At 69.0% G+C, this 26339-nt stretch carries 29 protein-coding genes and 1 pseudogene; 14 read left to right on the top strand and 16 right to left on the bottom strand.

Annotated features, from left to right (window positions below; all coding sequences use genetic code 11):
* Positions 1 to 10: 10 nt before the first annotated feature.
* Genes IG04_RS0133170 through IG04_RS0133160 form a run of 3 tightly spaced genes read left to right on the top strand, consistent with a single transcriptional unit; the run spans position 11 to position 2736 of the window.
* Positions 11 to 763, top strand: a complete 753-nt coding sequence (locus IG04_RS0133170; protein ID WP_030480695.1) for a glutaminyl-peptide cyclotransferase — start codon at positions 11 to 13, stop codon at positions 761 to 763.
* Positions 764 to 767: 4 nt separating this feature from the next.
* Positions 768 to 2270: an MFS transporter gene (locus tag IG04_RS0133165; RefSeq protein WP_051771160.1), complete on the top strand. Its 1503-nt coding sequence runs from the start codon at positions 768 to 770 to the stop codon at positions 2268 to 2270.
* A gap of 31 nt (positions 2271 to 2301) precedes the next feature.
* Positions 2302 to 2736, top strand: coding sequence for a DUF2771 family protein (locus tag IG04_RS0133160; protein WP_051771158.1), 435 nt, complete (start codon positions 2302 to 2304; stop codon positions 2734 to 2736).
* On the opposite strand, the gene IG04_RS0133155 is transcribed toward IG04_RS0133160, so the two are convergent.
* Positions 2737 to 3321, bottom strand: a complete 585-nt coding sequence (locus IG04_RS0133155; protein ID WP_030480692.1) for an HD domain-containing protein — start codon at positions 3319 to 3321, stop codon at positions 2737 to 2739. It lies immediately after the preceding gene.
* 13 nt (positions 3322 to 3334) lie between these two features.
* Entirely contained in the window at positions 3335 to 3724 is a 390-nt protein-coding gene (locus IG04_RS0133150) for a cold-shock protein (RefSeq protein ID WP_030480691.1), read from the bottom strand.
* 124 nt (positions 3725 to 3848) lie between these two features.
* Between IG04_RS0133150 and IG04_RS0133145 the strand changes: the two genes are divergently transcribed.
* Complete coding sequence (locus tag IG04_RS0133145) at positions 3849 to 4052, top strand: hypothetical protein (RefSeq protein ID WP_030480690.1); 204 nt, start codon at positions 3849 to 3851, stop codon at positions 4050 to 4052.
* On the opposite strand, the gene IG04_RS0133140 is transcribed toward IG04_RS0133145, so the two are convergent.
* The gene (locus IG04_RS0133140) at positions 4024 to 4641 is read right to left on the bottom strand and encodes an HAD family hydrolase (protein WP_144065650.1); all 618 of its coding nucleotides are present in this window, start codon (positions 4639 to 4641) and stop codon (positions 4024 to 4026) included. The genes IG04_RS0133145 and IG04_RS0133140 overlap by 29 nt on opposite strands.
* 52 nt (positions 4642 to 4693) lie before the next feature.
* Between IG04_RS0133140 and IG04_RS0133135 the strand changes: the two genes are divergently transcribed.
* Both IG04_RS0133135 and IG04_RS0133130 read left to right on the top strand, forming a co-directional pair.
* The gene (locus tag IG04_RS0133135; protein ID WP_159460511.1) at positions 4694 to 5236 is read left to right on the top strand and encodes a TetR/AcrR family transcriptional regulator; all 543 of its coding nucleotides are present in this window, start codon (positions 4694 to 4696) and stop codon (positions 5234 to 5236) included.
* Positions 5237 to 5291: 55 nt separating this feature from the next.
* The gene (locus tag IG04_RS0133130) at positions 5292 to 6494 is read left to right on the top strand and encodes an Nramp family divalent metal transporter (protein WP_030480687.1); all 1203 of its coding nucleotides are present in this window, start codon (positions 5292 to 5294) and stop codon (positions 6492 to 6494) included.
* On the opposite strand, the gene IG04_RS0133125 is transcribed toward IG04_RS0133130, so the two are convergent.
* A complete protein-coding gene (locus IG04_RS0133125) occupies positions 6476 to 7426 on the bottom strand; it encodes a Gfo/Idh/MocA family protein (RefSeq protein WP_030480686.1) in 951 nt (316 codons plus the stop codon). The genes IG04_RS0133130 and IG04_RS0133125 overlap by 19 nt on opposite strands.
* Positions 7427 to 7447: 21 nt before the next feature.
* Between IG04_RS0133125 and IG04_RS0133120 the strand changes: the two genes are divergently transcribed.
* Positions 7448 to 7822 carry a YccF domain-containing protein gene (locus tag IG04_RS0133120; protein ID WP_030480685.1) on the top strand — a complete coding sequence of 125 codons (375 nt, stop codon included), beginning with the start codon at positions 7448 to 7450 and terminating at the stop codon, positions 7820 to 7822.
* A 57-nt stretch (positions 7823 to 7879) separates the two neighbouring features.
* Here the strand turns inward: IG04_RS0133120 and IG04_RS0133115 are convergent, their stop codons facing one another.
* Complete coding sequence (locus tag IG04_RS0133115) at positions 7880 to 8272, bottom strand: VOC family protein (protein ID WP_030480684.1); 393 nt, start codon at positions 8270 to 8272, stop codon at positions 7880 to 7882.
* 106 nt (positions 8273 to 8378) lie between these two features.
* Here IG04_RS0133115 and IG04_RS0133110 point away from each other — a divergent pair, with 106 nt between their 5' ends.
* Entirely contained in the window at positions 8379 to 8861 is a 483-nt protein-coding gene (locus tag IG04_RS0133110) for a DUF3558 family protein (protein WP_030480683.1), read from the top strand.
* Here the strand turns inward: IG04_RS0133110 and IG04_RS0133105 are convergent.
* From IG04_RS0133105 to IG04_RS0133090, 4 genes are all read right to left on the bottom strand, one after another.
* Positions 8858 to 10453 (bottom strand): AMP-binding protein, encoded by a 1596-nt coding sequence (locus IG04_RS0133105; RefSeq protein WP_030480682.1) that lies wholly within the window; start codon positions 10451 to 10453, stop codon positions 8858 to 8860. The genes IG04_RS0133110 and IG04_RS0133105 overlap by 4 nt on opposite strands.
* A gap of 14 nt (positions 10454 to 10467) precedes the next feature.
* Positions 10468 to 11253 (bottom strand): metallophosphoesterase, encoded by a 786-nt coding sequence (locus IG04_RS0133100; protein WP_030480681.1) that lies wholly within the window; start codon positions 11251 to 11253, stop codon positions 10468 to 10470.
* 70 nt (positions 11254 to 11323) lie between these two features.
* Positions 11324 to 11887, bottom strand: a complete 564-nt coding sequence (locus IG04_RS0133095) for an HD domain-containing protein (RefSeq protein ID WP_030480680.1) — start codon at positions 11885 to 11887, stop codon at positions 11324 to 11326.
* Between the two features lie 11 nt (positions 11888 to 11898).
* Positions 11899 to 13323, bottom strand: coding sequence for a helix-turn-helix domain-containing protein (locus tag IG04_RS0133090; protein ID WP_144065651.1), 1425 nt, complete (start codon positions 13321 to 13323; stop codon positions 11899 to 11901).
* 92 nt (positions 13324 to 13415) lie between these two features.
* Here IG04_RS0133090 and IG04_RS0133085 point away from each other — a divergent pair, with 92 nt between their 5' ends.
* Positions 13416 to 14012: a hypothetical protein gene (locus tag IG04_RS0133085; RefSeq protein WP_030480678.1), complete on the top strand. Its 597-nt coding sequence runs from the start codon at positions 13416 to 13418 to the stop codon at positions 14010 to 14012.
* On the opposite strand, the gene IG04_RS0133080 is transcribed toward IG04_RS0133085, so the two are convergent.
* Positions 14009 to 14800 carry an HAD-IIA family hydrolase gene (locus tag IG04_RS0133080; protein ID WP_030480677.1) on the bottom strand — a complete coding sequence of 264 codons (792 nt, stop codon included), beginning with the start codon at positions 14798 to 14800 and terminating at the stop codon, positions 14009 to 14011. The two genes, IG04_RS0133085 and IG04_RS0133080, sit on opposite strands and share 4 nt — an antisense overlap.
* 4 nt (positions 14801 to 14804) lie before the next feature.
* Positions 14805 to 15251: a MarR family winged helix-turn-helix transcriptional regulator gene (locus IG04_RS0133075; protein WP_030480676.1), complete on the bottom strand. Its 447-nt coding sequence runs from the start codon at positions 15249 to 15251 to the stop codon at positions 14805 to 14807.
* A gap of 115 nt (positions 15252 to 15366) precedes the next feature.
* Between IG04_RS0133075 and moaA the strand changes: the two genes are divergently transcribed.
* Positions 15367 to 16425, top strand: a complete 1059-nt coding sequence (gene moaA, locus IG04_RS0133070; protein ID WP_051771156.1) for a GTP 3',8-cyclase MoaA — start codon at positions 15367 to 15369, stop codon at positions 16423 to 16425.
* Positions 16422 to 16685, top strand: a complete 264-nt coding sequence (locus IG04_RS43175) for a MoaD/ThiS family protein (protein WP_036016426.1) — start codon at positions 16422 to 16424, stop codon at positions 16683 to 16685. Before moaA ends, IG04_RS43175 begins: the two co-directional genes overlap by 4 nt.
* Here the strand turns inward: IG04_RS43175 and IG04_RS44435 are convergent.
* Entirely contained in the window at positions 16649 to 19084 is a 2436-nt protein-coding gene (locus tag IG04_RS44435; protein ID WP_051771153.1) for a tetratricopeptide repeat protein, read from the bottom strand. The genes IG04_RS43175 and IG04_RS44435 overlap by 37 nt on opposite strands.
* Positions 19085 to 19548: 464 nt before the next feature.
* Between IG04_RS44435 and IG04_RS0133055 the strand changes: the two genes are divergently transcribed.
* On the top strand, positions 19549 to 20193 hold the full coding sequence (locus IG04_RS0133055; protein WP_030480672.1) for a transglycosylase family protein: 645 nt from the start codon (positions 19549 to 19551) through the stop codon (positions 20191 to 20193).
* Positions 20194 to 20415: 222 nt separating this feature from the next.
* Here IG04_RS0133055 and IG04_RS48725 read toward each other — a convergent pair.
* The 4 genes and pseudogenes from IG04_RS48725 to IG04_RS0133030 all read right to left on the bottom strand — a co-directional run bounded on the left by IG04_RS48725 (position 20416) and on the right by IG04_RS0133030 (position 23502).
* Positions 20416 to 21308: pseudogene (locus IG04_RS48725) on the bottom strand (molybdenum cofactor biosynthesis protein MoaE).
* On the bottom strand, positions 21305 to 21778 hold the full coding sequence (gene moaC, locus IG04_RS0133040; protein ID WP_030480669.1) for a cyclic pyranopterin monophosphate synthase MoaC: 474 nt from the start codon (positions 21776 to 21778) through the stop codon (positions 21305 to 21307). Before moaC ends, IG04_RS48725 begins: the two are co-directional and overlap by 4 nt.
* A 48-nt stretch (positions 21779 to 21826) precedes the next feature.
* Positions 21827 to 23209: an NAD-dependent malic enzyme gene (locus IG04_RS0133035; RefSeq protein WP_030480668.1), complete on the bottom strand. Its 1383-nt coding sequence runs from the start codon at positions 23207 to 23209 to the stop codon at positions 21827 to 21829.
* Positions 23210 to 23316: 107 nt separating this feature from the next.
* The gene (locus IG04_RS0133030; protein WP_030480667.1) at positions 23317 to 23502 is read right to left on the bottom strand and encodes a hypothetical protein; all 186 of its coding nucleotides are present in this window, start codon (positions 23500 to 23502) and stop codon (positions 23317 to 23319) included.
* Positions 23503 to 23588: 86 nt separating this feature from the next.
* Here IG04_RS0133030 and IG04_RS0133025 point away from each other — a divergent pair, with 86 nt between their 5' ends.
* Both IG04_RS0133025 and IG04_RS0133020 read left to right on the top strand, forming a co-directional pair.
* Positions 23589 to 25841, top strand: coding sequence for a helicase-associated domain-containing protein (locus tag IG04_RS0133025; protein WP_030480666.1), 2253 nt, complete (start codon positions 23589 to 23591; stop codon positions 25839 to 25841).
* Between the two features lie 120 nt (positions 25842 to 25961).
* Positions 25962 to 26273 carry a hypothetical protein gene (locus IG04_RS0133020; protein ID WP_030480665.1) on the top strand — a complete coding sequence of 104 codons (312 nt, stop codon included), beginning with the start codon at positions 25962 to 25964 and terminating at the stop codon, positions 26271 to 26273.
* Positions 26274 to 26339: the final 66 nt, after the last annotated feature.

The following is a 26339-nucleotide window of genomic DNA, read 5'->3' as shown; positions in this document are numbered from 1 at the left end:
CCTCCGTTGGGTGCGCTCACCCGTCTGGCTGGTCGTCGTCGCGGTCTTGGCCGCCTGTTCGACGCCACAAGAAGCAAAACCGCAGGTAGAAGTCCTGCAGAAGATTCCGCATGACGCAACGGCGTTCACCCAGGGGTTGGAACTCGTCGACGGCGTCCTCTACGAGGGCACCGGCCTGGAGGGCCAGTCGACGATGCGCGCGCTCGATCCGTCGACCGGCGACGTCCAGAAGAAGGTCGACCTGCCTCCGGACTTCTTCGGCGAGGGCATCACGGTCGTCGGCGACACCATCTGGCAGATCACGTGGCAGAACGGCATCGCGATCGAACGCGACCGCAGGACGCTGGACGAGCTCCGCCGCGTGAGCTACCAGGGCGAGGGCTGGGGCATCTGCGACGACGGGCAGAGGCTCGTCATGAGCGACGGCACCGCGAAGCTGACCTTCCGCGACCCCAGGTCGTTCCAGGAGACCGGCAGCGTGCAGGTCACCCGCGACGGCAAGCCGCTGACCCAGCTCAACGAGCTGGAGTGCGTCGGCGGCAAGGTCTGGTCGAACGTGTGGAAGACCGACGAGATCGTCCGCATCGACCCGGCCACCGGGAAGGTCACCAACACCTACGACCTCGCGTCGCTCAAGCCCCCCGGCGACGTGGACGTCCTCAACGGCATCGCGCACATCCCGGGAACCAACGAGTTCCTGGTCACAGGCAAGAACTGGCCGACCATCTTCCGAGTGAGGTTCAACGGGATGGGGCAGGATTGACGGTGTGACCGGCGACCGCGGACGGAGTGACGGACCGACTCCGAAGCGCTACCCGTGGCAGGACGACGAGTACCAGCCGCGGCAGCGTCGCGGAACACCGTCCGAGCACGGTTTCCAAGCACCACCGCAGCGTCCACAGAACACCCGCCCGCTGCCCAACCAGGACCAGCAGACGACGCCGACGCCCAAGCCGCCGCGCAAGCTCACGGTCACGCGCGTCGCGTGGTTCCGCAGCAAGCAGATCTCGCAGCAGGCGGTCGCGGCGTTCCGGCGCGCGGCCCGCGCCGACGGCGCCGGGAAGTCCGGCATGACGTCGGTCACCTACGCGGTGATGATGAACTACGCCGCCGACGCCGCGATGGCCGTCGCGCTGGCGAACACACTGTTCTTCAGCGCGGCCAGCGCCGAGTCCAAGACCAAGGTCGCGCTCTACCTGCTGATCACGGTCGCGCCGTTCGCGTTGATCGCGCCGGTGATCGGCCCGCTGCTCGACAAGATCCAGCGCGGCCGCAGGCTCGCCCTGTCGGCGTCCTGCGTGCTGCGGATCGGCCTGTCGGTCGTGATGGCGCTGAACTTCGACAACTGGCTGCTGTACCCGGCGGCACTGGGCAGCATGGTCCTGTCCAAGTCGTTCACCGTGCTCAAGTCCGCGATCACGCCACGGGTGCTGCCGCCGGAGATCACGCTGTCCAAGACCAACGCCCGCATGACGATCTTCGGACTCGCCGCGGGCGGGGTGTTCGGCGCGCTCGCCGCGGGCTTCGCGAACGTGTTCGGCTCGCCGGGCGCGCTGTGGTTCACCGCCGCGCTGTGCCTGGTGAACGCCTGGCTGTGCATGAAGATCCCGTCGTGGGTCGAGGTGACCGAGGGCGAGGTCCCGGCGACGCTGACGGCCAAGCCCGCCAGGCAACGCATCTCCCGGCACGTCGCGGTCTCGTTGTGGGGCAACGGTTCCATCCGCATGCTGACGGGGTTCCTGACGCTGTTCGCGGCCTTCGTGGTCCGCGAGCAGACCGAGGGCGACGCCGTCCAGCAGCTGCTCCTGCTCGGCGTGATCGCCGGCGCGGCGGGCGTCGGCAGCTTCCTCGGCAACGCGATCGGCGCGCGCCAGCACTTCGGCAGGCCGGACGAGGTGGTCATCGCCTGCGTCGGCACGGCGCTGGCGGCCACCATCGTCGCCGCCGCGCTGCCGGGCCTGGTCACGGCCGCGATCGTCGGCCTGCTGGGTGCCACGGCGTCGTCGCTGGCCAAGGTCAGCCTCGACGCGGTGATCCAGGACGACCTGCCGGAGGAGTCGCGCGCGTCCGCGTTCGGCCGCTCCGAGACGGTCCTGCAGCTCGCGTGGGTCTTCGGCGGCGCGCTCGGCGTGCTGCTGCCCGCGACGTTCTGGGTCGGCTTCCTGGTGCTCGCCGTGCTGCTCGCGCTGGGCCTCACGCAGACCTGGATGTACCGCAACGGCACGTCGTTGCACAGACTGGTCCGCAGGCCTGCGCCGGCGACCCCGTAGGCTGCCTGACGTGCGTCGACTTGCTTCTGTAATGGCTGCCAGTGTTCTCGTGCTGTCCGGCTGCTCCCTGCAGCAGCACGACCCCGAGGTCACGTTCTACGCGAACGGCAAGACCATCCGCATCGAGCCGACGATCTACTGCGACGTCGAGGGCTCCAACTGCGCCGAGAGGAACGCTCCCGGCACGTTGAAGGTGCCGGCGGGCAAGGTCGTGCAGATCTCGGTGGACGGGCAGCTCGCGGACGGCCTCTGGGAGGTCGTGTGCGTGTACGAGAACGCCGCTCGCGTGCAGGAGGGCTGCTCCTCGCCGTTGCTCGGCAAGGGCGACGACTACACGTACACGCTGGCCGTGCCGAACGACTCCGACCAGCTGCTGCGCATCGAGGTGCACGAGGCGGCCGGCGCGGTGCTGGAGACCGGCCAGCCGCTCATGCGCGGCTCGTGGGTCGTCGACATCACCCGCTGATCACCGCCTGCCGAACGCTTCCCACCACTCGCTGGGAGCGATCCGCAGGGCCGACTCCATCAGTGCCTTGCCGGTGTCGGTGACCACCGACGCCTGCATGGTCTGGATGAAGCGCTCCATCTTGGAGACCCCCGCGGCCTGGTACTCCCTGGCCTGCAACAACAACTCGAGCTTGTCCGCGTCACGCGAGCAGCGCGCCTCCGGCGTGTGGTCGAAGCCCTTGGCGGACTCGTGCTCGGCGACGAGTGCCTCGATGTGTGCGGCCAGCGGCGCGGGCAGGTGCTGGACCTGGTCGCGCGCCACGGCTTCCGGCGGCATCTTGACGTCGAGGTAGAGCTTGCCGACGTAGGGGATGTCGCCGATGCGTGCCTCGGGCACGTCGTGGAAGAGGCCCAGAGTCGCGGCCCTGTCGTGGTTCGCGCCCTCCTGGACTGCGATCGCGTACGCCAGAACGCCCACCCGGAACGAGTGGGCGGCCACCGACTCGGGGTTCTGCACCCCGGCGAAGAGCCACCCCGCTCTGGGCAGGCGTTTGAGCTGGCCGACCTCGTAGACGAACTCGACGATCCTGTCAGCGTCAGACATGACGCTGATCCTTTTACGGATCGAGGTCCCGCGCCACCGCCCGGACGACCTCGGCGATGAGCTTCATGTTCTTCTTGTCGGACGGGTAGCGGCCGCGACGCAGGTCAGGCTGCACCTTGTCCTCGAGCAGCTTGATCATGTCGTCGATCAGGCCGTGCATCTCCTCCGCGGGACGGCGGCGGGCCTCCACGACGGACGGCGCCGGGTCGACCAGGCGCACGGACAGCGCCTGCGGGCCACGCCTGCCCTCGGCCATGCCGAACTCGATGCGCTGCCCGGCTTTGAGGCCGTCGACACCAGCGGGCAGTGCGGATTTGCGGACGTAGACGTCCTCGCCACCGTCCTGGGTGACGAATCCGAAGCCCTTCTCCGTGTCGTACCACTTGACCTTGCCGGTCGGCACCGCGCTCACCATTCCCTTGCTTCTGCACAACGAACGCGCCCGGGGGCGTACCCAGGACGCGTCCCACCAGAGTAGCGAGAAGACCTCGGGGGAGGCACCTCCGTTAGCGCACTATCCTGCTCTTATGACCGTTCCGAAGTTGATGCCGCTGGCCATCGGCCTGTTCGCCGTGGGCGTACTGGCGATCATCGTGGTCTTCGTGCTGTTCGCCGCCGGCCACAGCGACCTGCCCGTGGCGTTGAACGTCGCGGCCACCTACCTGCCGGCGATCGGGCTGGGTCTCGGGATCATCGCGGTCATCAGGAAAGCACGCCAGAAGAAGTCCTGAGCCACTCCGGGAACTCGCGCAGGTCCTCCAGCACGACCGCGGCGCCCGCCTCCGTGAGCTCCGCACGCGAGCACGGCCCCGTGACGACGCCGACGCCCAGCGCTCCGGCCTCGACAGCACCCCGCATGTCGCCGATGTGATCACCCACGTAGACGGCGGCGCCGTGCAGCTTGAGCGACTCGGACTTGCCCGTCGCCCACAGTTCGCCGTAGAGGTGGTCGACCTCCCAGCCCATCGCTTCGAGGTGCAACGCGGCGTTCTTGCGGTACTTGCCGGTGACGACCATGGTGCTGCCGCCCAGTTCCCGCACGCACTGCAGGGCCAGCGCCGCTCCGGGCAGCGCGACGGTCGACGGGATCACGACCTCCGGGTACAGCGCGCGGAAGAGCGAGACCAGGTCCGGGACCTCGTCCTCGGGCACGCCCATCTCGCGGTAGATCATGTCGAGGGGCGGGCCGAGGTTCGACGCGAACTTCTCGCCGTCGAGGGCGTGCCCGGTGCGGGCACCCACCTCGTTCATCACGGCGGCCATTCCCGGTCGCGGGTCGATGAGGGTCATGTCCAGGTCGAAACCCACGGTGAACGGCACAGAACCTCACTCTACGTCTTTACAAAAACTATAACTGTGTAAAGGTGAAGTGGTGAGCGACATCACCGAGCTCTTGCTGGACTCGGCCGCGGACCTGTTGGCGGCCCGGGGTTTCCACGGCCTGCGCATGATCGAGGTCGCCGGCCACGCCGGCGTGAGCAGACAGACCGTCTACAACGAGTTCGGCAACAAGGAGGGGCTCGTCCAGGCCGTCGCGGTCCACAAGACGGAGGAGTACCTGACCGGGATCGCGGCCCGGCTCCAGGAGAACCCCGACCCGTGGGAGGCGATGCGGTCGGCGTTCCGCTTCACCTTCGAGCAGACCGAGAAGGACCGGCTGGTCTCGGCCGTGCTGACCGGGCAGAACGCCGAGGACCTGCTGCCGTTCATCACGATCCGCGGCCACCCGATCCTGTTCCACGCGACCGAGGTCGTCGAACAGCACCTCAGCAGGCACTTCCCCGGCCGGCACGTGCGGTTCACGGCGGAGACGACCGTGCGGCTCGCGTTGAGCCACCTGCTGATGCCGAGCGGCGACCTGGACGGCGCGATGGACGCCGTCGTCAGGGTCGCCAGAGTGACGATGGACGCATGATCGCCTGACCCTCGGCCCCTTGTTGCAATAATCCTGCAACAAGGGGAGGTGTCCGGTGGTCGCTGTCTCGACGCGCCTGCGCGCGGGTGCGGCGTTGCTCGGTCCGGCGTTCGTCGCCGCGATCGCGTACGTCGATCCGGGGAACGTGGCCACCAACACCGCGGCGGGCGCGAGGTACGGCTACCTGCTGGTGTGGGTGCTGGTCGTCGCGAACGTCATGGCGGGGCTCGTGCAGTACCTGTCGGCGAAGCTCGGCCTGGTCACCGGGAAGTCGTTGCCCGAGGCGGTGCGGGACCACCTGCCCCGCCCGGTGCGGCTCGCCTACTGGGGCCAGGCCGAGGTCGTCGCGATGGCGACCGACCTGGCCGAGGTGCTCGGCGGGGCGATCGCGCTCCACCTGCTCTTCGACCTGCCGCTGCTGCTCGGCGGCGTGATCACCGGCGTGGTGTCGACGATTCTGCTGCTGGTGCAGGACAGGCGCGGGCAGAAGCCGTTCGAGCGCGTGATCACGACGATGCTGGTCGTCATCGCGGTCGGATTCGTGGCCGGGCTCTTCGTGTCGCCGCCTTCGGTCTCCGGTGCCGTGTCGGGTCTGGTGCCGCGGTTCGACGGCGCGGACAGCGTGTTGCTCGCGGCGGGCATGCTCGGGGCGACCGTGATGCCGCACGCGGTCTACCTGCATTCGGCGCTGGCTCGTGACCGGCACGGCAGGAACCCGTCGGTGCTCGGCGCGACGAAGGTCGACGTCGTGGTCGCGATGGTGCTGGCCGGCGCGGTCAACATGGCGATGCTGCTGCTCGCGGCTTCCGCCTTGCAGGGTCGCGAGGGCGTGGACACCTTGGAAGGCGCCCACGCCGCCGTTGGTGCCACGTTGGGCGGCGGGATCGCACTGCTCTTCGCACTTGGCTTGCTGGCTTCGGGTTTCGCGTCCACGGCCGTCGGCTGCTACGCCGGCGCGGTGGTGATGGACGGGCTGCTGCGCGTGCGGATTCCGTTGCTGGCAAGGCGTTTGATCACGTTGGTGCCGGCGCTGGCGGTCCTGGCGTTCGGGGTCGACCCGACGTTCGCGCTGGTGCTGTCGCAGGTCGTGCTGTCGTTCGGCATCCCGTTCGCGCTGGTGCCGCTGGTGTGGCTGACCGCGCGCCGGTCCGTGATGGGCTCGTTCACGAACCGGCGCTCCGTCACGTTCGCCGCGTGGGTGGTCGCCTTCGCGGTCGTCGTGCTGAACGTGGCTTTGATCTACTTGACGCTGGCGTAGCTGACACCGAGCTGGCGCAGCGCCTCTTCGAGCGTGCGCAGGACCTCCAGGGTGTTCTCCCAGGTGATCAGCGGGCTTTCCGTGAGTCCCGCGGCGACGCACTCCTCGACCGCGCGGATCTGGTGCTGGTAGCCCTCGTCCTCGATCGTGTGCTCGATGCCGTTGATCACGACGGCGGTCGGGTTGAACATCGGGTCGACGAGCTCGATGCGGCCCAGGGTGCCGACGATCTCCGCGCGGGCGCCGGTGTTGGCGACGAGCGAGCAGCTGAGCAACGCGTGGGCGCCGTTGTCGTAGGCCAGGAAGATGCCGGCGTCAGCGTCCACTTCGGTCGGTGCGAGGCTGCCGTGCGCGTGGATGTGCTTGGGCACGCCCAGAAGTTGGTGGGTCAGCGCGACGGGGTAGACACCGAGGTCGAGCATCGCGCCACCACCGGCCTCCTTCGCCCACAGCCGGTCGCTGTCGCTGAAGGCGTGCCGGAAGCCGAAGTCGGCGCGGATCATCCGGACCTCGCCGATCTCACCGTCCCGGACGGCCTGCTGGACCTTCTGGACCAGCGGGTTGAACCGCGTCCACATGGCCTCCATCAGGAAGAGGTTCCTGGACCGTGCCCGTTCGATCATCTCCTCGGCGTCCGCGACCGTGAGTGCGAAGGCCTTCTCGCACAGCACGTGCTTGCCCGCGTCGAGCGCGGCGAGCACGACCTCGTGGTGCTGGCCGTGCGGCGTGGCGACGTAGACGATGTCGACGTCGGGATCCGCCAGCAGGTCGTGGTAGTCGCCGTACGCCCGTTCGATGCCGAAGTGCGCGGCGAACCTCTGGGCCTTCGTGATGTCACGCGAGGACACCGCGAGCACCTTTGCGCCCGCCTTGATCATGTCTGCGGTCACGGCATGCGCGATTCCACCTGTAGCGATCACACCCCACGTCATGGGTTGAGCTTAGATGGAGGCATGCGCCTCATCCTGAACGTGATCTGGCTGGTGCTCGCCGGTTTCTGGATGGCCGTCGGCTACGCGGTCGCCGGCATCATCTGCTGCATCCTGATCATCACGATCCCGTGGGGCATCGCGTCGTTCCGGATCGCGAACTACGCCCTGTGGCCGTTCGGCCGCGAGGTCGTGGACAAGCCGGGCGCGGGCACCGGATCGCTGCTGGGCAACGTCATCTGGATCATCGTCGCCGGCCTCTGGCTCGCGATCGGCCACATCGTCACCGGCATCGCGCTGTGCGTGACGATCATCGGCATCCCGCTCGGCGTCGCGAACTTCAAGCTGGTGAAGGTCTCGCTGGTGCCGCTGGGCAAGGAGATCGTCGACGTTCCGTGAGGGTCTCCCGCGCCTCGTCGGGCCGAGGCTCGGGAGACCACTCAGTGGCGCGAACCGTCAGACTTCACTGTCCGACAGCTCGTGCAGGCACAGGATGTTGCCCTCGGTGTCGTGGAACCACGCCGCGCGCTCGGTGCCCATGACCGCGATGTGGTTCGTGGTCTTGAAGTCGGGCAGGTCGTAGTCGTCGAAGCGCACGCCCCTGCCTTCGAGCTCGCGGATCTCGCCCTCGAGGTCGGGCACCTCGAAGCTGAGGACCGTGTGCCCGGTCTGCGCGCCCTTCTCCGCAGGCATCAGTCCCAGCGCGTCACCCTGGCCGAGCGCGAAGACCCGCGTGCCGTCGGGGTTCGTGGCGACGGGCTTCAGGCCGAGCATGTCCGCGTAGAAGCGGCCGGCGCGCTCGGGGTCTTCGACGGGCAGCATCGTCGTGGTTCTGGTGGCGGTGAGCATGCGCGCCTCCTTCGACGGAATCCACTGATGTTGCGCCGGTCACACCTTCTGCACAAGAGGTACTTTGAACTGCGGAGATTGTTGATTCACGGGACGATTTCGCTCCGTGAACACTCAGCGCCTCGTCGTGCTCGTCATTGCTCTCGGACTGTCCGGTTGCGCGATGGCCCGGCCTCCGGTGAAGACCGTCGAGCCCTTCGCGACGCCGTCGACGACGCCCGCGGACACGCCCGCGTGCCGCCTGTTCGATCCGGCCGACCTGACCGAGCACCGGTTCTACAACGGGTACGCGAGTGCTTCGAGCTGCATCTGGCTCTCGGACGACTCCGGCCCGCTTTCGGTCAGCCTTCGCGACAGGTCCACGCCCGAGCAGTACCTCGCGAAGCCGGACGGCCTGAAGACCTCCCCGATCACCATTGGCGGACACTCCGGGCTGCTCGCCGAGAACAGCAGAGGACCGGGCACGTGCGGTGTCGTGCTGACGCACGCCAGCGGCATCGCGGCCGCCGAGGTCCTCACCGAGTCCGGCGGCAGGTCCTGTGAGATCGCCCAGGCCGTGATGAAGGTGATCGAGCCCGACCTGCCCTAGGCGTGCTTCGCGCTGTCGTCGAGGCCGAGCAGCTCCACCGACTTCGCCCGCATCTCCACCTTGCGGATCTTGCCGGTGACCGTCATCGGGAACTCGTCCACCACGTGCACGTAGCGCGGGATCTTGTAGCGGGCGAGCTTGCCGGCGCAGAACTCGCGGACGGCCTCGGCGGTCAGCCCCGCAACCCCGTCGCGCAGGCGCACCCAGGCCATCAGCTCCTCGCCGTACCTGGTGTCCGGCACGCCGATCACCTGGGCGTCGAGCACGTCGGGGTGCGTGTAGAGGAACTCCTCGATCTCACGCGGGTAGATGTTCTCGCCGCCGCGGATGACCATGTCCTTGATGCGGCCGGTGATGTTCACGTAGTCGTCGTCATCCATCACCGCGAGGTCGCCGGTGTGCATCCAGCCCGCGCTGTCCACGGCTTCGGCGGTCTTCTCCGGCTCGTTCCAGTAGCCGAGCATCACCGAGTAGCCGCGCGTGCACAGCTCCCCCGGTTCGCCGCGCGGCACCGTGCGGCCCGTGTCCGGGTCCACGATCTTGACCTCCAGGTGTGGGCCGACCCTGCCGACCGTCCCAACGCGACGGTCGAGGGAGTCGTCCACGCGCGTTTGTGTTGACACCGGGGAGGTTTCGGTCATGCCGTAGCAGATCGAGACCTCGCGCATCCCCATGCGTTCGACGACCTGCTTCATCACCTCGACCGGGCACGGCGAGCCCGCCATGATGCCGGTGCGCAGGCTGCTCAGGTCGTAGCCGTCGGCCAGGTCGAGCATCGCGATGAACATCGTCGGCACGCCGTAGAGGCTGGTGCAGCGCTCTTCCTGAACGGCCGCAAGGGTTTTCGCCGGGTCGAACGCGGGCGCCGGGATCACGACGCACGCGCCGTGGCTGGTGGCGGCGAGGTTGCCCATGACCATGCCGAAGCAGTGGTAGAACGGCGGCACCACGCAGATGCGGTCGTGCTCGGTGTAGTTGACCAGCTCGCCGACGAAGTAGCCGTTGTTGAGGATGTTGTGGTGGGAGAGCGTGGCGCCCTTGGGGAAGCCCGTGGTGCCGGACGTGTACTGGATGTTGATCGGGTCGTCGCGGTCCAGCTCGACGTCCGGGATCTCCTCACCGGTCCACTGTGGATCGTCGACGTACACGACATGGCGCAGCCCCGGACAGCGCGGCCGGACCTCCTCGATCATGGCCGCGTAGTCCGATGTCTTGAACGACCGCGCGGACACCAGCGTGTGGATGCCCGCCTGGTTCAGCACGTACTCCAGCTCGTGCACCCGGTACGCCGGGTTGACGTTGACCAGGATCGCGCCGATCCGGGCCGTCGCGTACTGCACGAACACCCACTCGGCGCAGTTCGGCGCCCAGATCCCGACCCGGTCGCCCTTGCGGACGCCCAGCGCGTGCAGCCCGGCGGCGGCCCTGTCGACCTCCTGCGCGAGTTCCGCGTACGTCCACCGTCGATCTGTGGACTTGTCGACAAGTGCCTCACGATCACCGAAGCGAGCGACCGTGGCCGCGAGGTTCGCGTGGATCGTGTCGCCCAGCAGCGGGGCGGCGGATGTGCCCGAGGAGTAGCTGGCGGTCATCCCTCAGACGGTAGTCAGGCCTCGGCGTATGGCAAGGGCACGACCAGGCACGGACCGCCGCTGTAGAGGCCCGCGTCGATCGCCAGCACCTTGTCGCCGGCGTAGACGAGAGGCCCGTCGATCTGGTCCGGCGGCACTCCGAGCTGGTCGGCGATGACGCTGTGCCCGTGCACGATCGTGCTGCCGCCAAGGGTCGCGAGCAGCTCGTCCGCGATTTCCGGACCCTGCGGACCCCGGAACGCGTACCGGGTCGTCATCTTGCGCCAGCACTCCCACCAGTCGACGAGGTCGTCGCCCTTGAGCACGTGCCGGACGGCCTCGTTGACCTCTTCGATCGAGGCCCCCCATTCGAGGTAGGCCGCCGTGTCGGAGTGCATCAGCAGGTGCTCGTCGCGCAGCTTCAGCACGGGCCTGTTCGTCAACCACTCGACGTGCTCGTCGGTCAGCCGGTCCTGGTCGCTGCGCAGCCCGCCGTTGAGCAGCCAGCTGCGCGCGAACGACCGCGGCCCCATGCTGTCCGGCACCTGCTCGTCGCCGAACCGGTACATGCCGAGCAGCAGCACCTCGTGGTTGCCGATCAACGAGCTGACCGAGCCACCGGCCTCCACCGCCTCCTCGCCGAGGCGCATGACCAGGTCGATCACGCCCACGCCGTCGGGCCCGCGGTCCACGAAGTCGCCGAGGAACCACAGTTCGGCCTCGCCACCCGTCCAGTGACCGTCCTCGTCGCACAGCTCCGCGACGTGCAGGGCTCTGGTCAGTTCTGCGAGGTGCCCGTGCACGTCACCCACGACGTACATCGGGCGTCGATCCGTGTCCACCTCCGCGACGATAGGTGATGAACCCTCGCGCGTCAGTGGTCAGTCCGAATCAGCGTTCACGCCAGGCAAGCGGCGAGATCGTCACGGCAGCCTCGGCGATCTTGCGTGCCGTCTCCGTCCTGACGCCCTTGAGCGCGGAATCGATCCACCCGTCGACCCGCTGCACGCCGACGTCCCGGTACTCGACCGCCTGCAGCAGCATCTCCAGCTTGTCCGCGTCCTTCGCGCACAACGCCTCGAGGGACTGCTGGTCCTCGTACTCGTCCACAGCGGCCCGAACCGCCCCGCGCGAGGCCTCCGGCAGGCTCGCGGTCTGGTCGGCGGTGATCTGCCGCGGGTCGGGCTTGGTCATGTATCCGCTGATCGTGTGCGGCAGATCACCCGTTCGCGTCTCCTGGGTGTCGTGCCACAGCGCGAGGAACGACGCTCGCGCCGGGTCGCCGCCCTCCTCCGCCGCCAGGAGGGCGGCGAGCTGCGCCACTCGCATGGTGTGTTCGGCGACGGACTCCGGGTCACGCACGCCCGCGTGCCACCAGCCGGCCCGTCGGATGCGCTTGAGAATTCCCAGCTCGTAACCGAAGGCCGCAAGCGCGGCAGCTGCCTGGTCTGACAAGTCTGCTCTCCCTATCCGAGAAGGCGCGCCCGATCCCGCCACGCCATGCGCAGCAGCGTCAGCGCGCTCGCCGACAACCGCGGGTTCAGGCGCTCGATCACTTCACCGGTGAACGGCAGGTAGGCACGGCCGTGGCCCCCGACGACCTCGCCTTCGTCATTGGTTCGCACCAGGTTCGCGAACAACTCGTCGAACGCGGCTTCGTCGATCACCGCGACGGTGAGCTGGACCGCGCCGAGTTCGAGCGGCTCGATGGCGAGTCCGCAATGCCACATCCGGATGTGGCCGCTGTTCCGGAACCGTTCGAACGACCTGAAGGGTTCTTCGGTCTCGTAGTCGATCGGTCGCGGGCTGCTGCCGTCGTGTTCCGGGTTGCCCAGGAACTCCTCGGAGAACTCCCGCATGATGTTGCGCCACAAGGAGAAGTCGTTGTAGACGTCAGTCGGGTCCACGGAGGACGGCTGGAACTCGCCTGCCGGCATCACGTGACAGAGCCCGCCCCCGTCCGCGACCTTGCCCCCGTCACGTTCATGCAGCACGAACCGGTGTTCGCCGTCGCGACCGCGACGGATCGTGAGGGTGCTGATGCCAGGCGACATCAACAGGCGATGCGGGTCGAAGGGATCCCCGATCGCGGTCCGCAGCGGCAGGGCGTCCCAGTCGGGCAGCGAACGTCCGGCAGCGAGCCACGCCGCCTTGAACTCGTGCGCGACGGACTGCTTCATGTCGAAAGTGTCGAAGAACGAAGTCACGCCGAAGCTCAGCTCGCGCCCTGGCTCGATGCCGAGCAGCCGGTAGCTGAGGCGGTTCTCCAGCAGCCGTGGGCGCACCAGGTCACGCACCGCCCGGCTGTAGTTCGGATACCGTCGGCCGCGGTCAGTCAGCGGCAGCACGTGGTCGACCGGTTCCAGCGGTGGCGTCGCGACCTGCGCTCCCGCCCAGGAGAGACCCAGTCCGTCCAGCTCCATCGGCTCGTCGAGCAACCAGCCGGGATCAGCGAGGACGTGCCCGCCCGGTCCGCGCTGCGCTTCGGGATAGAGCCAGGCAGCGAGTTCCGTCAGCTCCCGTCCCCGGACGCCGGGCGCGTTCCTGATGCGCAGCCATTCGGTCTGACTGCTCTCGACCAGCGCCGATGCCTGCACGACCCGATCATCGTCCGGCGGCTCGGTGACGATCCGCCGAAGCCGGGTCTGCTCCTGCTTCGCGAGCGTGCGTAGACCGATGAGCTGTCCATCGGCTCCCAGGACATTGTCCAGGGCCGTCACCAGGTCCTGGGACGGCAAGTTCTTGCCCACCCGCTGAGCCATCGAGACGTACTGGCGGCTGTAACCGACCCTGGCCGCGACCTCATGGTCGCTCAGGCCCTCGTGCTTGCGCAGGCGCCTGATCTCCTCCGCCAGCCTGGCTGCGGCGGGTTCCTGCCGGTCAGCTGCCACGAAGAGCTCCAAGTCGGGCTTTGGGAGGCAAATACGGACGGGAGTTGGTTTGCCTCCTTACGGGATCATGCCATCGGTGGTCGCATTGCGGCATGAACGACCAGCTCCGCAACGCCCTCGACGCTCTCTCGCCACACGGACTGGCACTGAAGCAACATGTCCTGCGCAAGCTCATCGACAGTTCTCCGGAGCAGCTGACGATCGCCGAAGTCATGCAAGGCGGACCAAGTCGCACCGACGCGTCCGTCCGGGGTGCGCTCAAGACGCTCGATCGCATCGGCGCGGTGCAGTTCCTGTCCCAGGACGAAACCGGGGATGTCGCCCGCTGCCGAATCGCACCAGATGCGCAAGACGCGGTCCGCGCGTTCCTGCGGCCACAGGACGAGGAGTCACGCCCGCTTTCACCCCTGCCTCCCCGCCGGGCGTATCAGCAGGTGCTCAGGGCCATGTACGAAGCCCCCGAACAAACCTTCACCCTCAAGGCGTTGCTGGACAAGGTCTGGGGCGAACGCACGAGCGTGCGAACCCCGTTGGCCGAGCTGTTCGAGGCGGGCTATCTCCTGCGGGACCTCACGGACGAGAGCCGGCACGGGCGTCCGGAGTACACCTACAGATTGAACCCGGACGCCAAGGACCACGCGGACGTGCTGCTCTGCGCGCCCACCTGCTCGCCTCAGCGGAGGAGCTAGACGGCCGTCCAGTCGCCGAACGGGTCCGCAGAGTGACCGACGAGCTCCGCGATCGACTTCAGCACGCGCGTCGGCCGGTACGGGAACATCTCGGCGGACTCGGCGGTGAAGACCCCGGACAGCACGAGGATGGTCGACAGGCCCGCTTCCAGGCCCGACCGCACGTCGGTGTCCATGCGGTCGCCGATCATCAGCGCCTGCTCGGAATGCGAGCCCAGGGTGCGCAGGGCCGAGCGCATCATCAACGGGTTGGGCTTGCCGACGTAGTAGGGCTCACGGCCGGTGGCGCGCTCGATCAACGCCGCCACGGCGCCGGTCGCGGGCAGCGAGCCCTCGCGGGACGGGCCGGTGGAGTCGGGGTTGGTCGCGATGAACTTCGCGCCCTCCTCGACCAGGCGGATGGCCTTGGTGATCGCGGTGAAGCTGTACGTGCGGGTCTCGCCGAGCACGACGTAGTCCGGGTCGCGGTCGGTCAGCACGTAGCCGATCTCGTGCAGCGCCGTGGTGAGGCCGGCCTCGCCGATGACGAACGCCGAGCCGTTCGGGCGCTGAGAGTCGAGGAACTTCGCCGTGGCCAGCGCCGAGGTCCAGATGGACTTCTCCGGGATGTCGAGGCCCGTGCGTTGCAGGCGCGCGCGCAGGTCCCGTGGCGTGTAGATGGAGTTGTTCGTGAGCACGAGGAACGGGGTCTCCGACGCCCGCAGCTCCGCGACGAACTCGTCCGCTCCCGGGATCAGGTGCTCCTCGTGCACGAGGACGCCGTCCATGTCCATCAAGTAGTGCCACATGGGCCTAAGTATCGATCACGCGCTTGCGAAACGTCTCGGTCTGGAGCTTGAGATAACGCTCGATCACCTGAAGTTCGTCGTCGTCGAAGTGGCCGAGGACCTCGATGAGGCTGTCGCGGGCCTTCTCGAACGGCTTGCCGAGCTTGTCCAGGTCACCGGGCGTGACCTCGACCAGGACCTTGCGGCGGTCATGGGGATCACGGACACGACGGACATACCCGGCACGCTCGAGGCGGTCGATCACGCCCGTGACGGCACCGGTGGAGAGACCGGACAGGTCGGCGATCCGGCCCGCGGTGAGCGGTCCGTCCGCCCGCATGGCGAGATCGAGGCACTTCTCGTCTGTCGCGGACAGGCCCATCTGCTCGGCGACCCGAGCGTGGAACATGACGGTGAGCGCGCTCTGCTCCCGCATGTACCAGGTGAACCTTTCCAGCACCTCAGGTTCCATATTGAACATCTTAGCCGCTAAGACATTTGGTTGTCAGAGTGCTCCAAACGGGCGGATAGTGAGAAACCTCGTTTGTGGGGTCACCTACAAGAGGTTGTTCATTAAGCTAAACAAGGTGACAGCAGTGGAGTTGGGACTACCCATCGTGCGCGGCACCCCGGACGCGTCCGCACGTCCGGACACGCCGCTGCTCGTCGACAGGTTCGGGCGGGTGGCGAAGGACCTCCGGGTCTCGCTGACCGACCGGTGCAACCTGCGCTGCACCTACTGTATGCCCGCCGAGGGCCTCGACTGGTTGCAGAAGGACGAGCTACTGACCGACGCCGAGCTGATCCGGCTGATGCGCATCGCCGTGGTCGACCTGGGCGTCTCGGACATCAGGTTCACCGGCGGCGAGCCGTTGCTGCGCCGGGGCCTGGAGCAGGTCATCGCCGCGACGGCCGAGCTCGAACCGCGTCCGCGCATGTCGATGACCTCGAACGGCATCGGGCTCTCGCGGCGCGCGCAGTCGTTGAAGGACGCCGGCCTGAACCGGATCAACGTCTCGCTCGACACCCTCGACCCGGACAGGTTCGCGACGCTGACCAGGCGCGACCGCATCACGGACGTGCTGGACGGCCTCGACGCCGCCCGCGCGGCCGGGCTGGAGCCGGTGAAGGTCAACTCCGTGCTGATGCGCGGACTGAACGACGACGAGGCCGTCCCGCTGCTGCGGTTCTGCGTCGAGAACGGCTACCAGCTGCGGTTCATCGAACAGATGCCGCTCGATGCGCAGCACGGCTGGACGCGCACGAACATGGTCACGGCCGATGAGATCCTCACGATGCTCTCGACCGCGTTCACGCTGACCCCGTCGGAGGTGCCGCGCGGCGGTGCACCGGCCGAACGCTGGCTGGTCGACGACGGCCCCGCGGTCGTCGGCGTGATCGCGTCGGTGACCAGGCCGTTCTGCGCCGCCTGCGACCGCACCCGGCTCACCTCGGACGGCCAGATCCGCAACTGCCTGTTCAGCCAGGGCGAGACCGACCTGCGCACGCTGCTGCGCGACGGCTCCCCCGACGCCGCGATCGCCGACGCCTGGCGTGCCACGATGTGGGCCAAGGCGGCCGGTCACGGCATCAACGACGCGGGTTTCTCCCAGCCCGACCGGCCCATGAGCGCCATCGGAGGATGACAGTGACGGCCGTGAAGATCCGCTACTTCGCAGGTGCGCGGGCCGCGGCCGGGGTGGCCGACGAGGACCTGCAGCTCGACGACTCCGAACCGACCGTGGCGCTCGTGGTGAGCACCATCGGCGAACGGCACGGCTCGAAGCTCGGCAAGGTCCTCGCCGCGTCGAGCTTCCTGCTGGACGGCGTCGCGGTGCGCGACACGTCGGTGCGCGTGCCCGCCGGTTCTCAGCTGGACGTGCTGCCGCCGTTCGCGGGCGGCTGACCCAACCTCTCCACCCACGCCAGGCGACCGGCCTCGCGCGCCAGCTCTACCGCCCGAAGCCTGTGCCGTTCCGCCTCCACGGCGTCTCCCGCCGCCAGGTGGATCTCCGCGAGCTCAGCCTCGACCTGCACCCGGCGGACCCGCAACTGCCCGCGCTCCGCGATCTTGTTCGCCTCGGTGGCGCACAGCAACGCCGCACGCAGGTTCCCCAGCACGCGGTGGTCGGCCGCCAGCCCGGTGAGCGCCTGGACCTCACCGCGCGCGAACGCCGCGCCCCGGCACCCGACCAGCGCCTGCTCGTGCTGCGCGAGGGCCTCGCTGGTCCGCCCGAGCCGCCGCAGCACCGTGCCGAGCGTGGCACGCGCGTCCGCTTCGGCCATGTCCTTCGCGGCACCGGCCGCGACGTCGACCGCCTGCCGGCCGACGGTCTCGGCTTCTTCCAGCCGGTTCTGTTCGAGCAGGAGGAACGCGCGGGCGTCCAGGACGCGGGATTCGAACGTCGGACCGAGCTCGGGGGTCGTCAGAGGCTCCACCTCGTCCAGGTACCTCGCCACCTGGCCCAGGTCGCCGATGAAGAGGTGGGCGATCACGAGGCCGTGCAGGCAGAACGCGATGCCCGCGGTCAGCTTCGTCTCGACCGCCATCCGCAACGCCTCCTCGCAGCGGGAGACCGCGAGTTCCAGGGGGCCGAGGTCGGTGAGGACGCAGCACAGGTTGAACAGCGTGTTCGCGGTGCGGGTGATGCCCAGCGACTCGTGCATCGTGGCCGCTGCCTCGGCCAGGTTGCCGAGCTCCCAGTGGATGATGCCGAGATTTCCGACGTACGGCGCCAGGGAGTCGAGGTCGGCACTCTCACGGGCCAGCGCGACCGCGCGCTCGTACTCGGGCAGCGCGTCGACGAACCTCCCCGACCGCCAGTGCGCGAGACCGAGGGAGCCGCGCATGCCCGCCTCGGCGGCGGTGTCACCGAGGCGCCTCGCCGCCCTCAGGCCGGCTTGGGCGGCCACGTGCCAGTCGGCCGCGTTCGCGGCGTGGTGCAGGAAGTACGCGCGCATCGAGTCGGCCAGTTGCCAGGCGATCGGCTGGTCTCCCGCAGCGAGCACGGCGGCGACCACGTTCGCGCGCTCGGCGTCGAGCCAGGCGAGCGCGCGCGGCATGTCGCTCACGTCGTGCGCGGGCAGATCCGCCGAGATCCGCGGCATCGCCATCCGGTGCAACTCCGGGTTCAGCATGCGGCCCGCCGCGTCGGCGTTCATCAGGTAGTACTCGTGCAACCGGGCTGGTGCGGGCGCGCCGAGACGGCGCGCGTACACCCTGAGCAGGTCGTGCAGGCTGTACCGCCCCGCAGAGCGTTGCACGAGGTTCGCGGTGACGAGTTGTCCCAGTGCGACCGCAGCCTCCTGGCCGAGCAACGCTGTGGCGCCCTCGACCGAGAAGTCGGGGCCCGGCACCTGACCCAGCAGCCGGAACAGCCGTTGGGACAATTGCGGTTGAGCCAGGTAGGACAGCTCGAAGGTGGCTCGGACGGCCGCGTCGTCCTCGATCTCCAGCGCTTCCAGCCTGCCCTCGCCACGCAGGTCAGCGAGGTAGTCGCCGATGTCCCGATCCATCAGGTTCGCTGCGGCGATGCGCAACGCGAGCGGGAGGTGGGCGCACAGCTGGATCAGTTCCGCGCGATCGCCGGGCCCGCCGGCGACGCTCATGTTGTCGAGCAGTGCCTGGGCCTCGTTCTCCGCGAGGACACCGACCAGGAGTTGCTCGTGCTCGGGCAGATCGGTCCGGCTGGTGACGATCGCCTGAGACCTTCCTCCCGCCGGGAGCAGCGGACCGATCTGGTCGCGCTCGGCGTTGTCGATCACCACGAGCACCGCGCGGTCCGCCGTCAGCTGCCGGTACAGGGCGATCTGCGCGTCGAGGTCCACCGGGACCTGCTCGGCACCGAGCGCGCGCAGGAACCGCGACAGCGCCTGCTCCGCGGTCACCGGATCACCCTCCGAGAACGCGCGGAGGTTCACGTGGAGCTGGCCGTCCGGGAAGCGCTCGCTCAGCCGGTGTGCGATGTGAACCGCGAGCGAGGTCTTGCCGATCCCCGGCGGCCCGGTGATGGCGAGGATCGGGGCCCGGCTGTCCAGCGCTCGGGCCATCTGTTCGTCACGCCCGACGAAGTCCGGCAGGTCAGCGGGCAGCTGACGCGGCCCCGGCTTGCGCACGACCAGCCGATACCCAGAGGGCTCGGTGATGACCTGTTCGGTGGCGCGCAGCCGTTGTACGAGGTTGCGCAGTGCCTGCCTGGGGTTCGCCGGCCGGTCCGCGGGCCAGACGGCGTCGATCAGCTCGTCGAACGGCACGGGCTGACCCGGCGTGGCGGCCAGAGCCTGTCGGAGCGCCTCGATCCTCATGGCCCTGATCTTGGCCAGTAGATCTTCACCAGTCGATCGGGCACTGCGGGCGCGAGGCCGCCGATGGCCACCGCTCGACCGTGAACGGCCGCCTCCGACGGCTCGACACGCGTGAGCCACGCCTCACTTTCCGTAATAGATCTCGGTCGATCTCAGAATGGAAACGGACCGATAACGACGCCTTTGAGCTGCGGTTTTGTAGGCTCTTCACAACGTTCCAAACCGTTACTGTGATGCGCATCACAGCCCGAAACATTTGGTGAGGGGCTCGACGGTTACGTACGGTCGCTCCTCGGCTGGCCCGAACCAGTCACGAGCACCATCCGGAGGACCGAACACCGAACCCAGTCCAAGGGTTCTCCGGCACATACCCCGAGCGAGAGATACCGCCGGACTGGGACGCAGGAACGCACCGGGCCCCGAACCCGAGTTCCTGACCGCAGGTGAGGTGGACCGAGAGGCACATGGCTTTCAACCGAGGCAACAAGGGCAAGCAGAGTTCCGCCGCTCGCACTATCGCCAAGGTCGCGGCTGTCGGCATCATCGCCGGCGCCCCTCTGGGCCTGGCCGTTGGCACCGCCAACGCCGCCCCCGTGAACTGGGACGCCCTCGCGCAGTGCGAGGCAAGTGGTAACTGGGGCACCAACACGGGCAACGGCTACTACGGCGGCCTGCAGTTCTCCCAGCAGACCTGGAACGCCTACGGCGGCCAGGGCAACCCGGCCAACGCCTCGCGCGAGCAGCAGATCGCTGTCGCCGAGCGCGTCGCCGTCGGCCAGGGCGTGAGCAACGCCTGGCCGTCCTGCAGCAAGCGGATCGGCAACTACACGGGCGCGGCCCCCAAGACCGCCCCGGCCCCGCAGCAGCAGCGCAAGGCCCAGCCGCAGCAGCGCAAGGCCGCCGCCCCGGTGCAGCAGGCACCGGTCGTGCAGCTCGCGGGCTCGAAGACGAACCCGAACGGCAACTACGAGATCAAGGCAGGCGACACCCTGTCCAAGATCGCGGACGCCAACAAGGTCGCAGGCGGCTACCAGGCCATCGTGGAGAAGAACAAGGACTTCGTCACGAACCCGGACCTCATCTTCCCGGGCCACAAGATCCTGATCTGAGCCTCTCCAGGCTCGGACCGATCTGATCGGCCGCACGATCGCCGGCCCGTAGACGTGGGCTGACACAGGACCAGGGATCTCACCGTTACCCCCCGACGGTGAGGTCCCTGCCTGCATTTCCGGGCTGGGCAGGCAATCGCAAGGCGACCCCGCGCGTTCCAACGCAACCAACCCCGCTGGAACGCGACAAGCGCCCCCAAGCCGACCCGCGCGGCCAGAGATTCAGGGGCAGTTGACCCACTCGTCCTCGCCGCCAGGAAAAACCTGCCTCTTCCACACCGGCAACCGAGCCTTGACCTCGTCCACCAGATCAGCACAAAGGGAAAACGCTTCCCCCCGATGCTCGGCGGCCACCGCACAGGCCAACGCCACATCACCGATCTTCAACGGCCCGACCCGGTGCGACACAGCGATCCCGTGCACCCCGGAGTACTTGGCAGCCAAGGCGGAAACCACCTCGGCCACGACATCCGAAGCCGACGGGTGCGAGTGGTACTCCAACTCCAGCACCGCCCGCCCGCCATCGTGATCCCGCACGACGCCGGAAAAGGTGACGACAGCACCGGCCCGGTCAGACCCGACCAGGGCCGCGTGCTCCTCCACCGACAACGGCTCCTCGGTCACGACGGCCCGCAGCACCACGCTCATTTGTGGTCACCTCCACGCAGTTGGTCGAGCGCATGCTCCAGCACGCTCGACAACACCTCCAGCCCGTCCCGCACCCCGCCGGTCGACCCGGGCAGGTTCACGATCAACGTCCGCCCGGCGACCCCCGCGACGCCACGCGACAGCACGGACCCCGGCACGCGCGGCCAGCCGGACATGCGGATCACATCGGCCAGCCCCGGCACCTCGTAGTCCAGCACCGCACGAGTCGCCTCAGGGGTCCGGTCGGTCGGGTTGATGCCGGTACCGCCGGTCGTCAGCACCAGATCGGCACCGGCGGACACCGCGGCCGCCAGCGCCTCGCGCACCGGATCACCATCCGGCACGACGACCGGCGCGGAAACCGAGAACTCGCGCGCCTCAAGCCACTCGACGATCAGAGGTCCGCTGCGATCGGCGTAGACCCCGGCTGCGGCACGGTTGGACGCGGTGATCACCACCGCCTTCACGGGCGTTCCCACAGGCCGGACTTGCCGCCTTCCTTGCGCTCCACCCGCACCGCGTCCAGGGACGCCGCGGGATCGACCGACTTCACCATGTCGTGGAGCGTCAGGCCGGCCACGGAGACCGCGGTCAGGGCCTCCATCTCCACGCCCGTGCGGTCGGTGGTGCGGACGGTGGCGGTGATCAACACGGCGGTCGGTGCCAGCGCCAGGTCCACCACCACCGACGACAACGAGATCGGGTGGCACAACGGCACGAGTTCCCAGGTGCGCTTCGCGGCCATGATGCCCGCGATCCGGGCCGTCGCCAGGGCGTCGCCCTTGGGCAGGCCGTCGGCGCCCAGCAACTCAACCACTTCGGCGGTCGTGTGCAGGACCCCGGTGGCCACGGCGGTCCGGGTGGTCTGCTCCTTGCCGGAGACGTCGACCATCCGGGCCGCGCCTTGGGAGTCCAGGTGGGTGAACTGCTTGGTCATACGGCGATCGTATGCCTGGCCCGCAGAAACGGCCCGTGCCGAAAATCCCTAAGAAGTCGCGGCCTTGCGCACCGCTTCGGCCACGGCCGGAGCAACGGTGCTGTCGAAGACCGACGGCACGATGAACGACGCGTTGAGGCGGTCGCCGTCCACCACGTCGGCGATGGCCTGCGCGGCGGCCAGCAGCATCGCGTCCGTGATGGTGCGGGCGTGCGCGTCCAGCAGGCCGCGGAAGACGCCGGGGAACGCCAGCACGTTGTTGATCTGGTTCGGGAAGTCCGAACGGCCGGTGGCGACGACGGCGGCGTGCTGCTGGGCCTCCATCGGGTCGATCTCCGGGTCCGGGTTGGCCAGCGCGAACACGATGGCGTCCTTGGCCATCGTCGCGACCTGCGCGGCGCCGAAGAGGTTCGGGGCCGAGACGCCGATGAACACGTCCGAGCCGACCAGCGCGTCGTGCAGGCGGCCGGACTGGTTGTCCTTGTTGGTGGAGGCCGCGATGGACTTCAGGTTCGCGTCCAGGCCGGGGCGGTCGCGGTGCACGATGCCGTCCACGTCCACGGCGATGATGTCGCCGGGCTCCTGGGCCTGCAGCAGGCGGATGATCGCGGAACCGGCGGCGCCGACGCCACAGACCGTGAGCCGGCAGTTCTTGATGTCCTTGCCGACGACGCGCAGGGCGTTGCGCAGGGCGGCGACGACGACGATCGCGGTGCCGTGCTGGTCGTCGTGGAACACGGGGATGTCGAGCTTCTCGCGCAGGCGGGCCTCGATCTCGAAGCAGCGCGGCGCGGAGATGTCCTCGAGGTTGATGCCGCCGTACACGGGAGCGATGAGCTCGACCGCGCGGATGATCTCCTCGGTGTCCTGGGTGTCCAGGCAGACCGGCCAGGCGTCGACGCCGGCGAACTTCTTGAACAGCGCGGCCTTGCCCTCCATCACCGGCAGGGCGGCGGCGGGGCCGAGGTTGCCGAGACCGAGCACGGCCGAACCGTCGGTGACGACGGCGACGGTGTTGCGCTTGATGGTCAGGCGGCGCGCGTCGTCCGGGTTCTTGGCGATGGCCTCGCACACGCGGGCGACACCCGGCGTGTACGCACGGGAGAGGTCGTCACGGTTGCGCAGCGGCACCTTGGACGCGATCTCGATCTTGCCGCCGAGGTGCACGAGGAACGTGCGGTCCGACACCTTGCGGACGACGATGCCGGGCAGCGTCTCCAGCGTGTCGGTGATGTCCTTGGCGTGGTTCGCGGACAGCGCGTTGCACGTGAGGTCGATGACGACGCGGTCGTTGTGCGACTCGACGACGTCGAACGCCGTGATCACACCGCCGGCGCGGCCGACGGCCGAAGTGAGGTCACCCGCGGCGCTCGCTGACGGCGGCGCCTCCAGACGAACGGTGATCGAGTAACCAGGGCCGGGGACCGGCATCGTCGTCCTCCCACGAAGTACAGCTCAAGCGGGAAACGAGCCTATCCCCGGGCCCTTTGCGGTACTCACCCGACTCGGCGAGTCTTAAGACCGGCCTGACAATCCACTCAGGACTTGTTGATCTCGGTCACCGGGTGCCTGTACGGGAGGTCCTCCGACGGCAGCGGGAACGTCACCGTGCCGAACGGCGAGAGCGCACCCTGCAGGTCACTGGTCAGTTCGGTGACGGGATGGCTGCCGTCCGCACCCTCCGGCCAGTGCGGGTCGACCCGTCCCGGGCGTCCTTTCGCCACGTGCTCCTCCTCGGTGGTGCCTGCTGACGGGCACAAGTGTGACAGAGCACGATGTCATCTCCAGCGACCCATATACCGTGGTGAGAATGTCCGGCATCACACTCGCCGACTGGCTGCGCGCCCAGGACGACGTTGCTCTCGTCGCGCTGCTGCGCGCGCGCCCCGATCTGGCAACGCCCCCACCTGCCGATATGTCCGTGCTCGCGACACGGGTCGGCACCAGGGCGTCGATCGCGCGTGCCTGCGAGGACCTCGACACCTTCACCCTGGCCGTGCTCGAGGCCCTGGTGGTGCAGGGTGCGGACGCCGGGCCCGTGGCGTTGCCCACACTCGCGCAGATCCTCGGGCCGGACGTGAAGCCCAGGCCGCTCAAGCAGGCGGTCGCGAGGCTGAGGTCCCTCGCGCTCACCTGGGGCGACGACGACGCCCTGTCGGTCGCTCCCCTCACGCGCGAGGCGTTCGGCTCGTATCCGGGTGGCCTGGGCCGCGGGACCGGGCAGACCTACGACCTCAGCGGCGTCACCGAGGGGGAGCAGCGGGTCCTGCGGAAACTCGCCGCCGGACCGCCCATCGGCGACACCAAGGACGCCTCCCGCGTCGTGCCGCTCGAGAAGGCCGAGACGCCCGTGCAACGGCTGCTCGCCCGCGGCCTGCTGCTGCGGCGCGACCCCGGCACGGTCGAACTGCCGCGGGAGATCGCCCTCGAACTGCGCGGCGACCGCCCCCTCGGCCCGATCCAGGTCAACGAGCCGAAGCCGAGGACCACCGCGCTCCAGCAGCGCAGCGTCGACGCGACCGGCGCGGGTGAGGCCCTGGAGCTCGTCCGGCACGTCGAGAACCTCATCGCGAGCTGGTCGGCCGAACCGGCGCCGGTGCTGCGGACGGGCGGTCTGGGCGTCCGCGAGCTGCGCAAGGTCGTCAAGGACCTCGGCGTCGACGAACGCCGCGCCGCGCTGCTGATCGAGCTCGTGGTCGGCGCGGACCTGGCCGCGAACACCGAGGCCGCGGAACCCGAGTGGGTGCCGACGACCAAGGCCGACGTCTGGCTCGCCGCGACCACCGAGGTCCGCTGGGCCACGCTCGCGCACGCCTGGCTCGACCTGCCGCGACTGCCCGCCCTGGTCGGCCGCCGCGACGAGAAGGACAAGCTCTTCAACCCGCTCGCGGACGAGATCCGCCGTGCCCAGGCCCCGCGTGACCGGCGGTGGATCCTGGAGGCGCTCGGCGCGTTCCCCAAGGGCACCGCGATGGCGACCCCCGCCGACCTGGCCGCCGTGCTGGGCTGGCGCGCACCGCGCCGGGGCGGCAGGCAACGCGACGAGCTGGTGCGCTGGACGGTCGAGGAGGGCACCGCGGTCGGCGTGCTCGCCCTCGGCGCGATCACCAGCGCGGGCCGCGTGCTGCTCGACGAGGGCCCCGGCCACGCCGCGAAGTCCCTCGGTGACGCCCTGCCCGCGCCGCTGGACCACGTGCTGGTGCAGGCCGACCTCACCGTCGTCGCCCCCGGCCGCCTCGAACCGGATCTCGCGGACGAGCTGGCGCTGGTCGCGAACGTCGAGTCGGCCGGCGGCGCCACGGTCTACCGGATCAGCGAGGCCACCGTCCGGCGCGCCTTCGACGCCGGACGCACTGCCGACGAGCTGCAGGAACTCTTCAAGACCCGCTCGCGCACGCCCGTCCCGCAGTCGCTGAGCTACCTGATCGACGACGCCGCGCGCCGCCACGGCAGGCTGCGCGGCGGCACGGCGGGCTCGTTCCTGCGCTGCGACGACCCGGTGCTGATCAGCGAGGTCCTCGCGCACCCCGAGGCCGGGCGGCTGGAGCTGCGCCGGATCGCCCCGACCGTGCTCGTCAGCCCGTTGCCGCTGGCGGACGTGCTGGACGGGCTGCGCTCGGCCGGGTTCGCCCCGGCCGCGGAGGGCCCGGACGGCCAGGTCCTCGACCTGCGGCCGGGCGGCCGCCGGACCACGCCGAGGCAGCGCAGCGCCCGCAATCCGGTGTCACCCGCCGTGCCCGCCGACGACCGCCTGGGTGAACTCGTCCGGCTGGTCCGGGCCGGTGATCGTGCGGCCGCGACACCACGGGGTGAACGGATTTCCGTTCCGGGCCACCTCGGCGCCGGTCCGTCCGCCACCCTGTCGTTGCTCCAGCAGGCCGCGCGGGCGCGCCGCAGCGTGCTCGTCGGGTTCGTCGACTCCCACGGCACGGCGGCACAGCGTGTGATCGAGCCGCACGTCGTCGGGGGTGGAGTGCTGGAGGGCTACGACCACAGCTACGGAGAGGTGCTCAGGTTCCCTCTTCATCGCATCACGTCCGCTGCATTGGTGGACGAGGCCTGACGGCCGGTCATCCCCCGGTAGAGAATCCGGACCACCCTTACGTGGGTGTGGCGCGACCTAGCGTCGATTGATGTGGACGTACCCGAGACACGTCCACATCGACCTAGGAGGATTTCCACAATGGTCAGCACACGGCCGGCGCTCCAAGTCGCCGCCATCTTCACAGCCCTGGCCTTCGCCTTGCCGTTCTCATCCGGCACGGCGGCGGCCGCCCCGATCACACAGGACGACAACGCCGCCCACGTCCAGCTGGACTCCGCCCCCAGGATCGATGACATCGGCATCGGCATCGGCCTCGGGATCAGCACCGGACACCACTGGCACGACTGTCACGACTGGGACGACGACTGGGATGACCACTGGCACCACGGTCATCACGGGCTGCTCGACGGCATCTCCATCGGCATCGGTGTCGGCCTGCACATCGGCTGACAGCGACAGCGGCGAAGAACGGCGAAGGGACGACCGCTTGGACGGACAACCGAGCTGAATCAGACC

It is taken from the genome of Lentzea albidocapillata, assembly GCF_000719115.1.
GTDB classification, from domain to species: Bacteria; Actinomycetota; Actinomycetes; order Mycobacteriales; family Pseudonocardiaceae; genus Lentzea; species Lentzea albidocapillata.
This window is presented reverse-complemented; position numbering and strand designations above follow the sequence as displayed.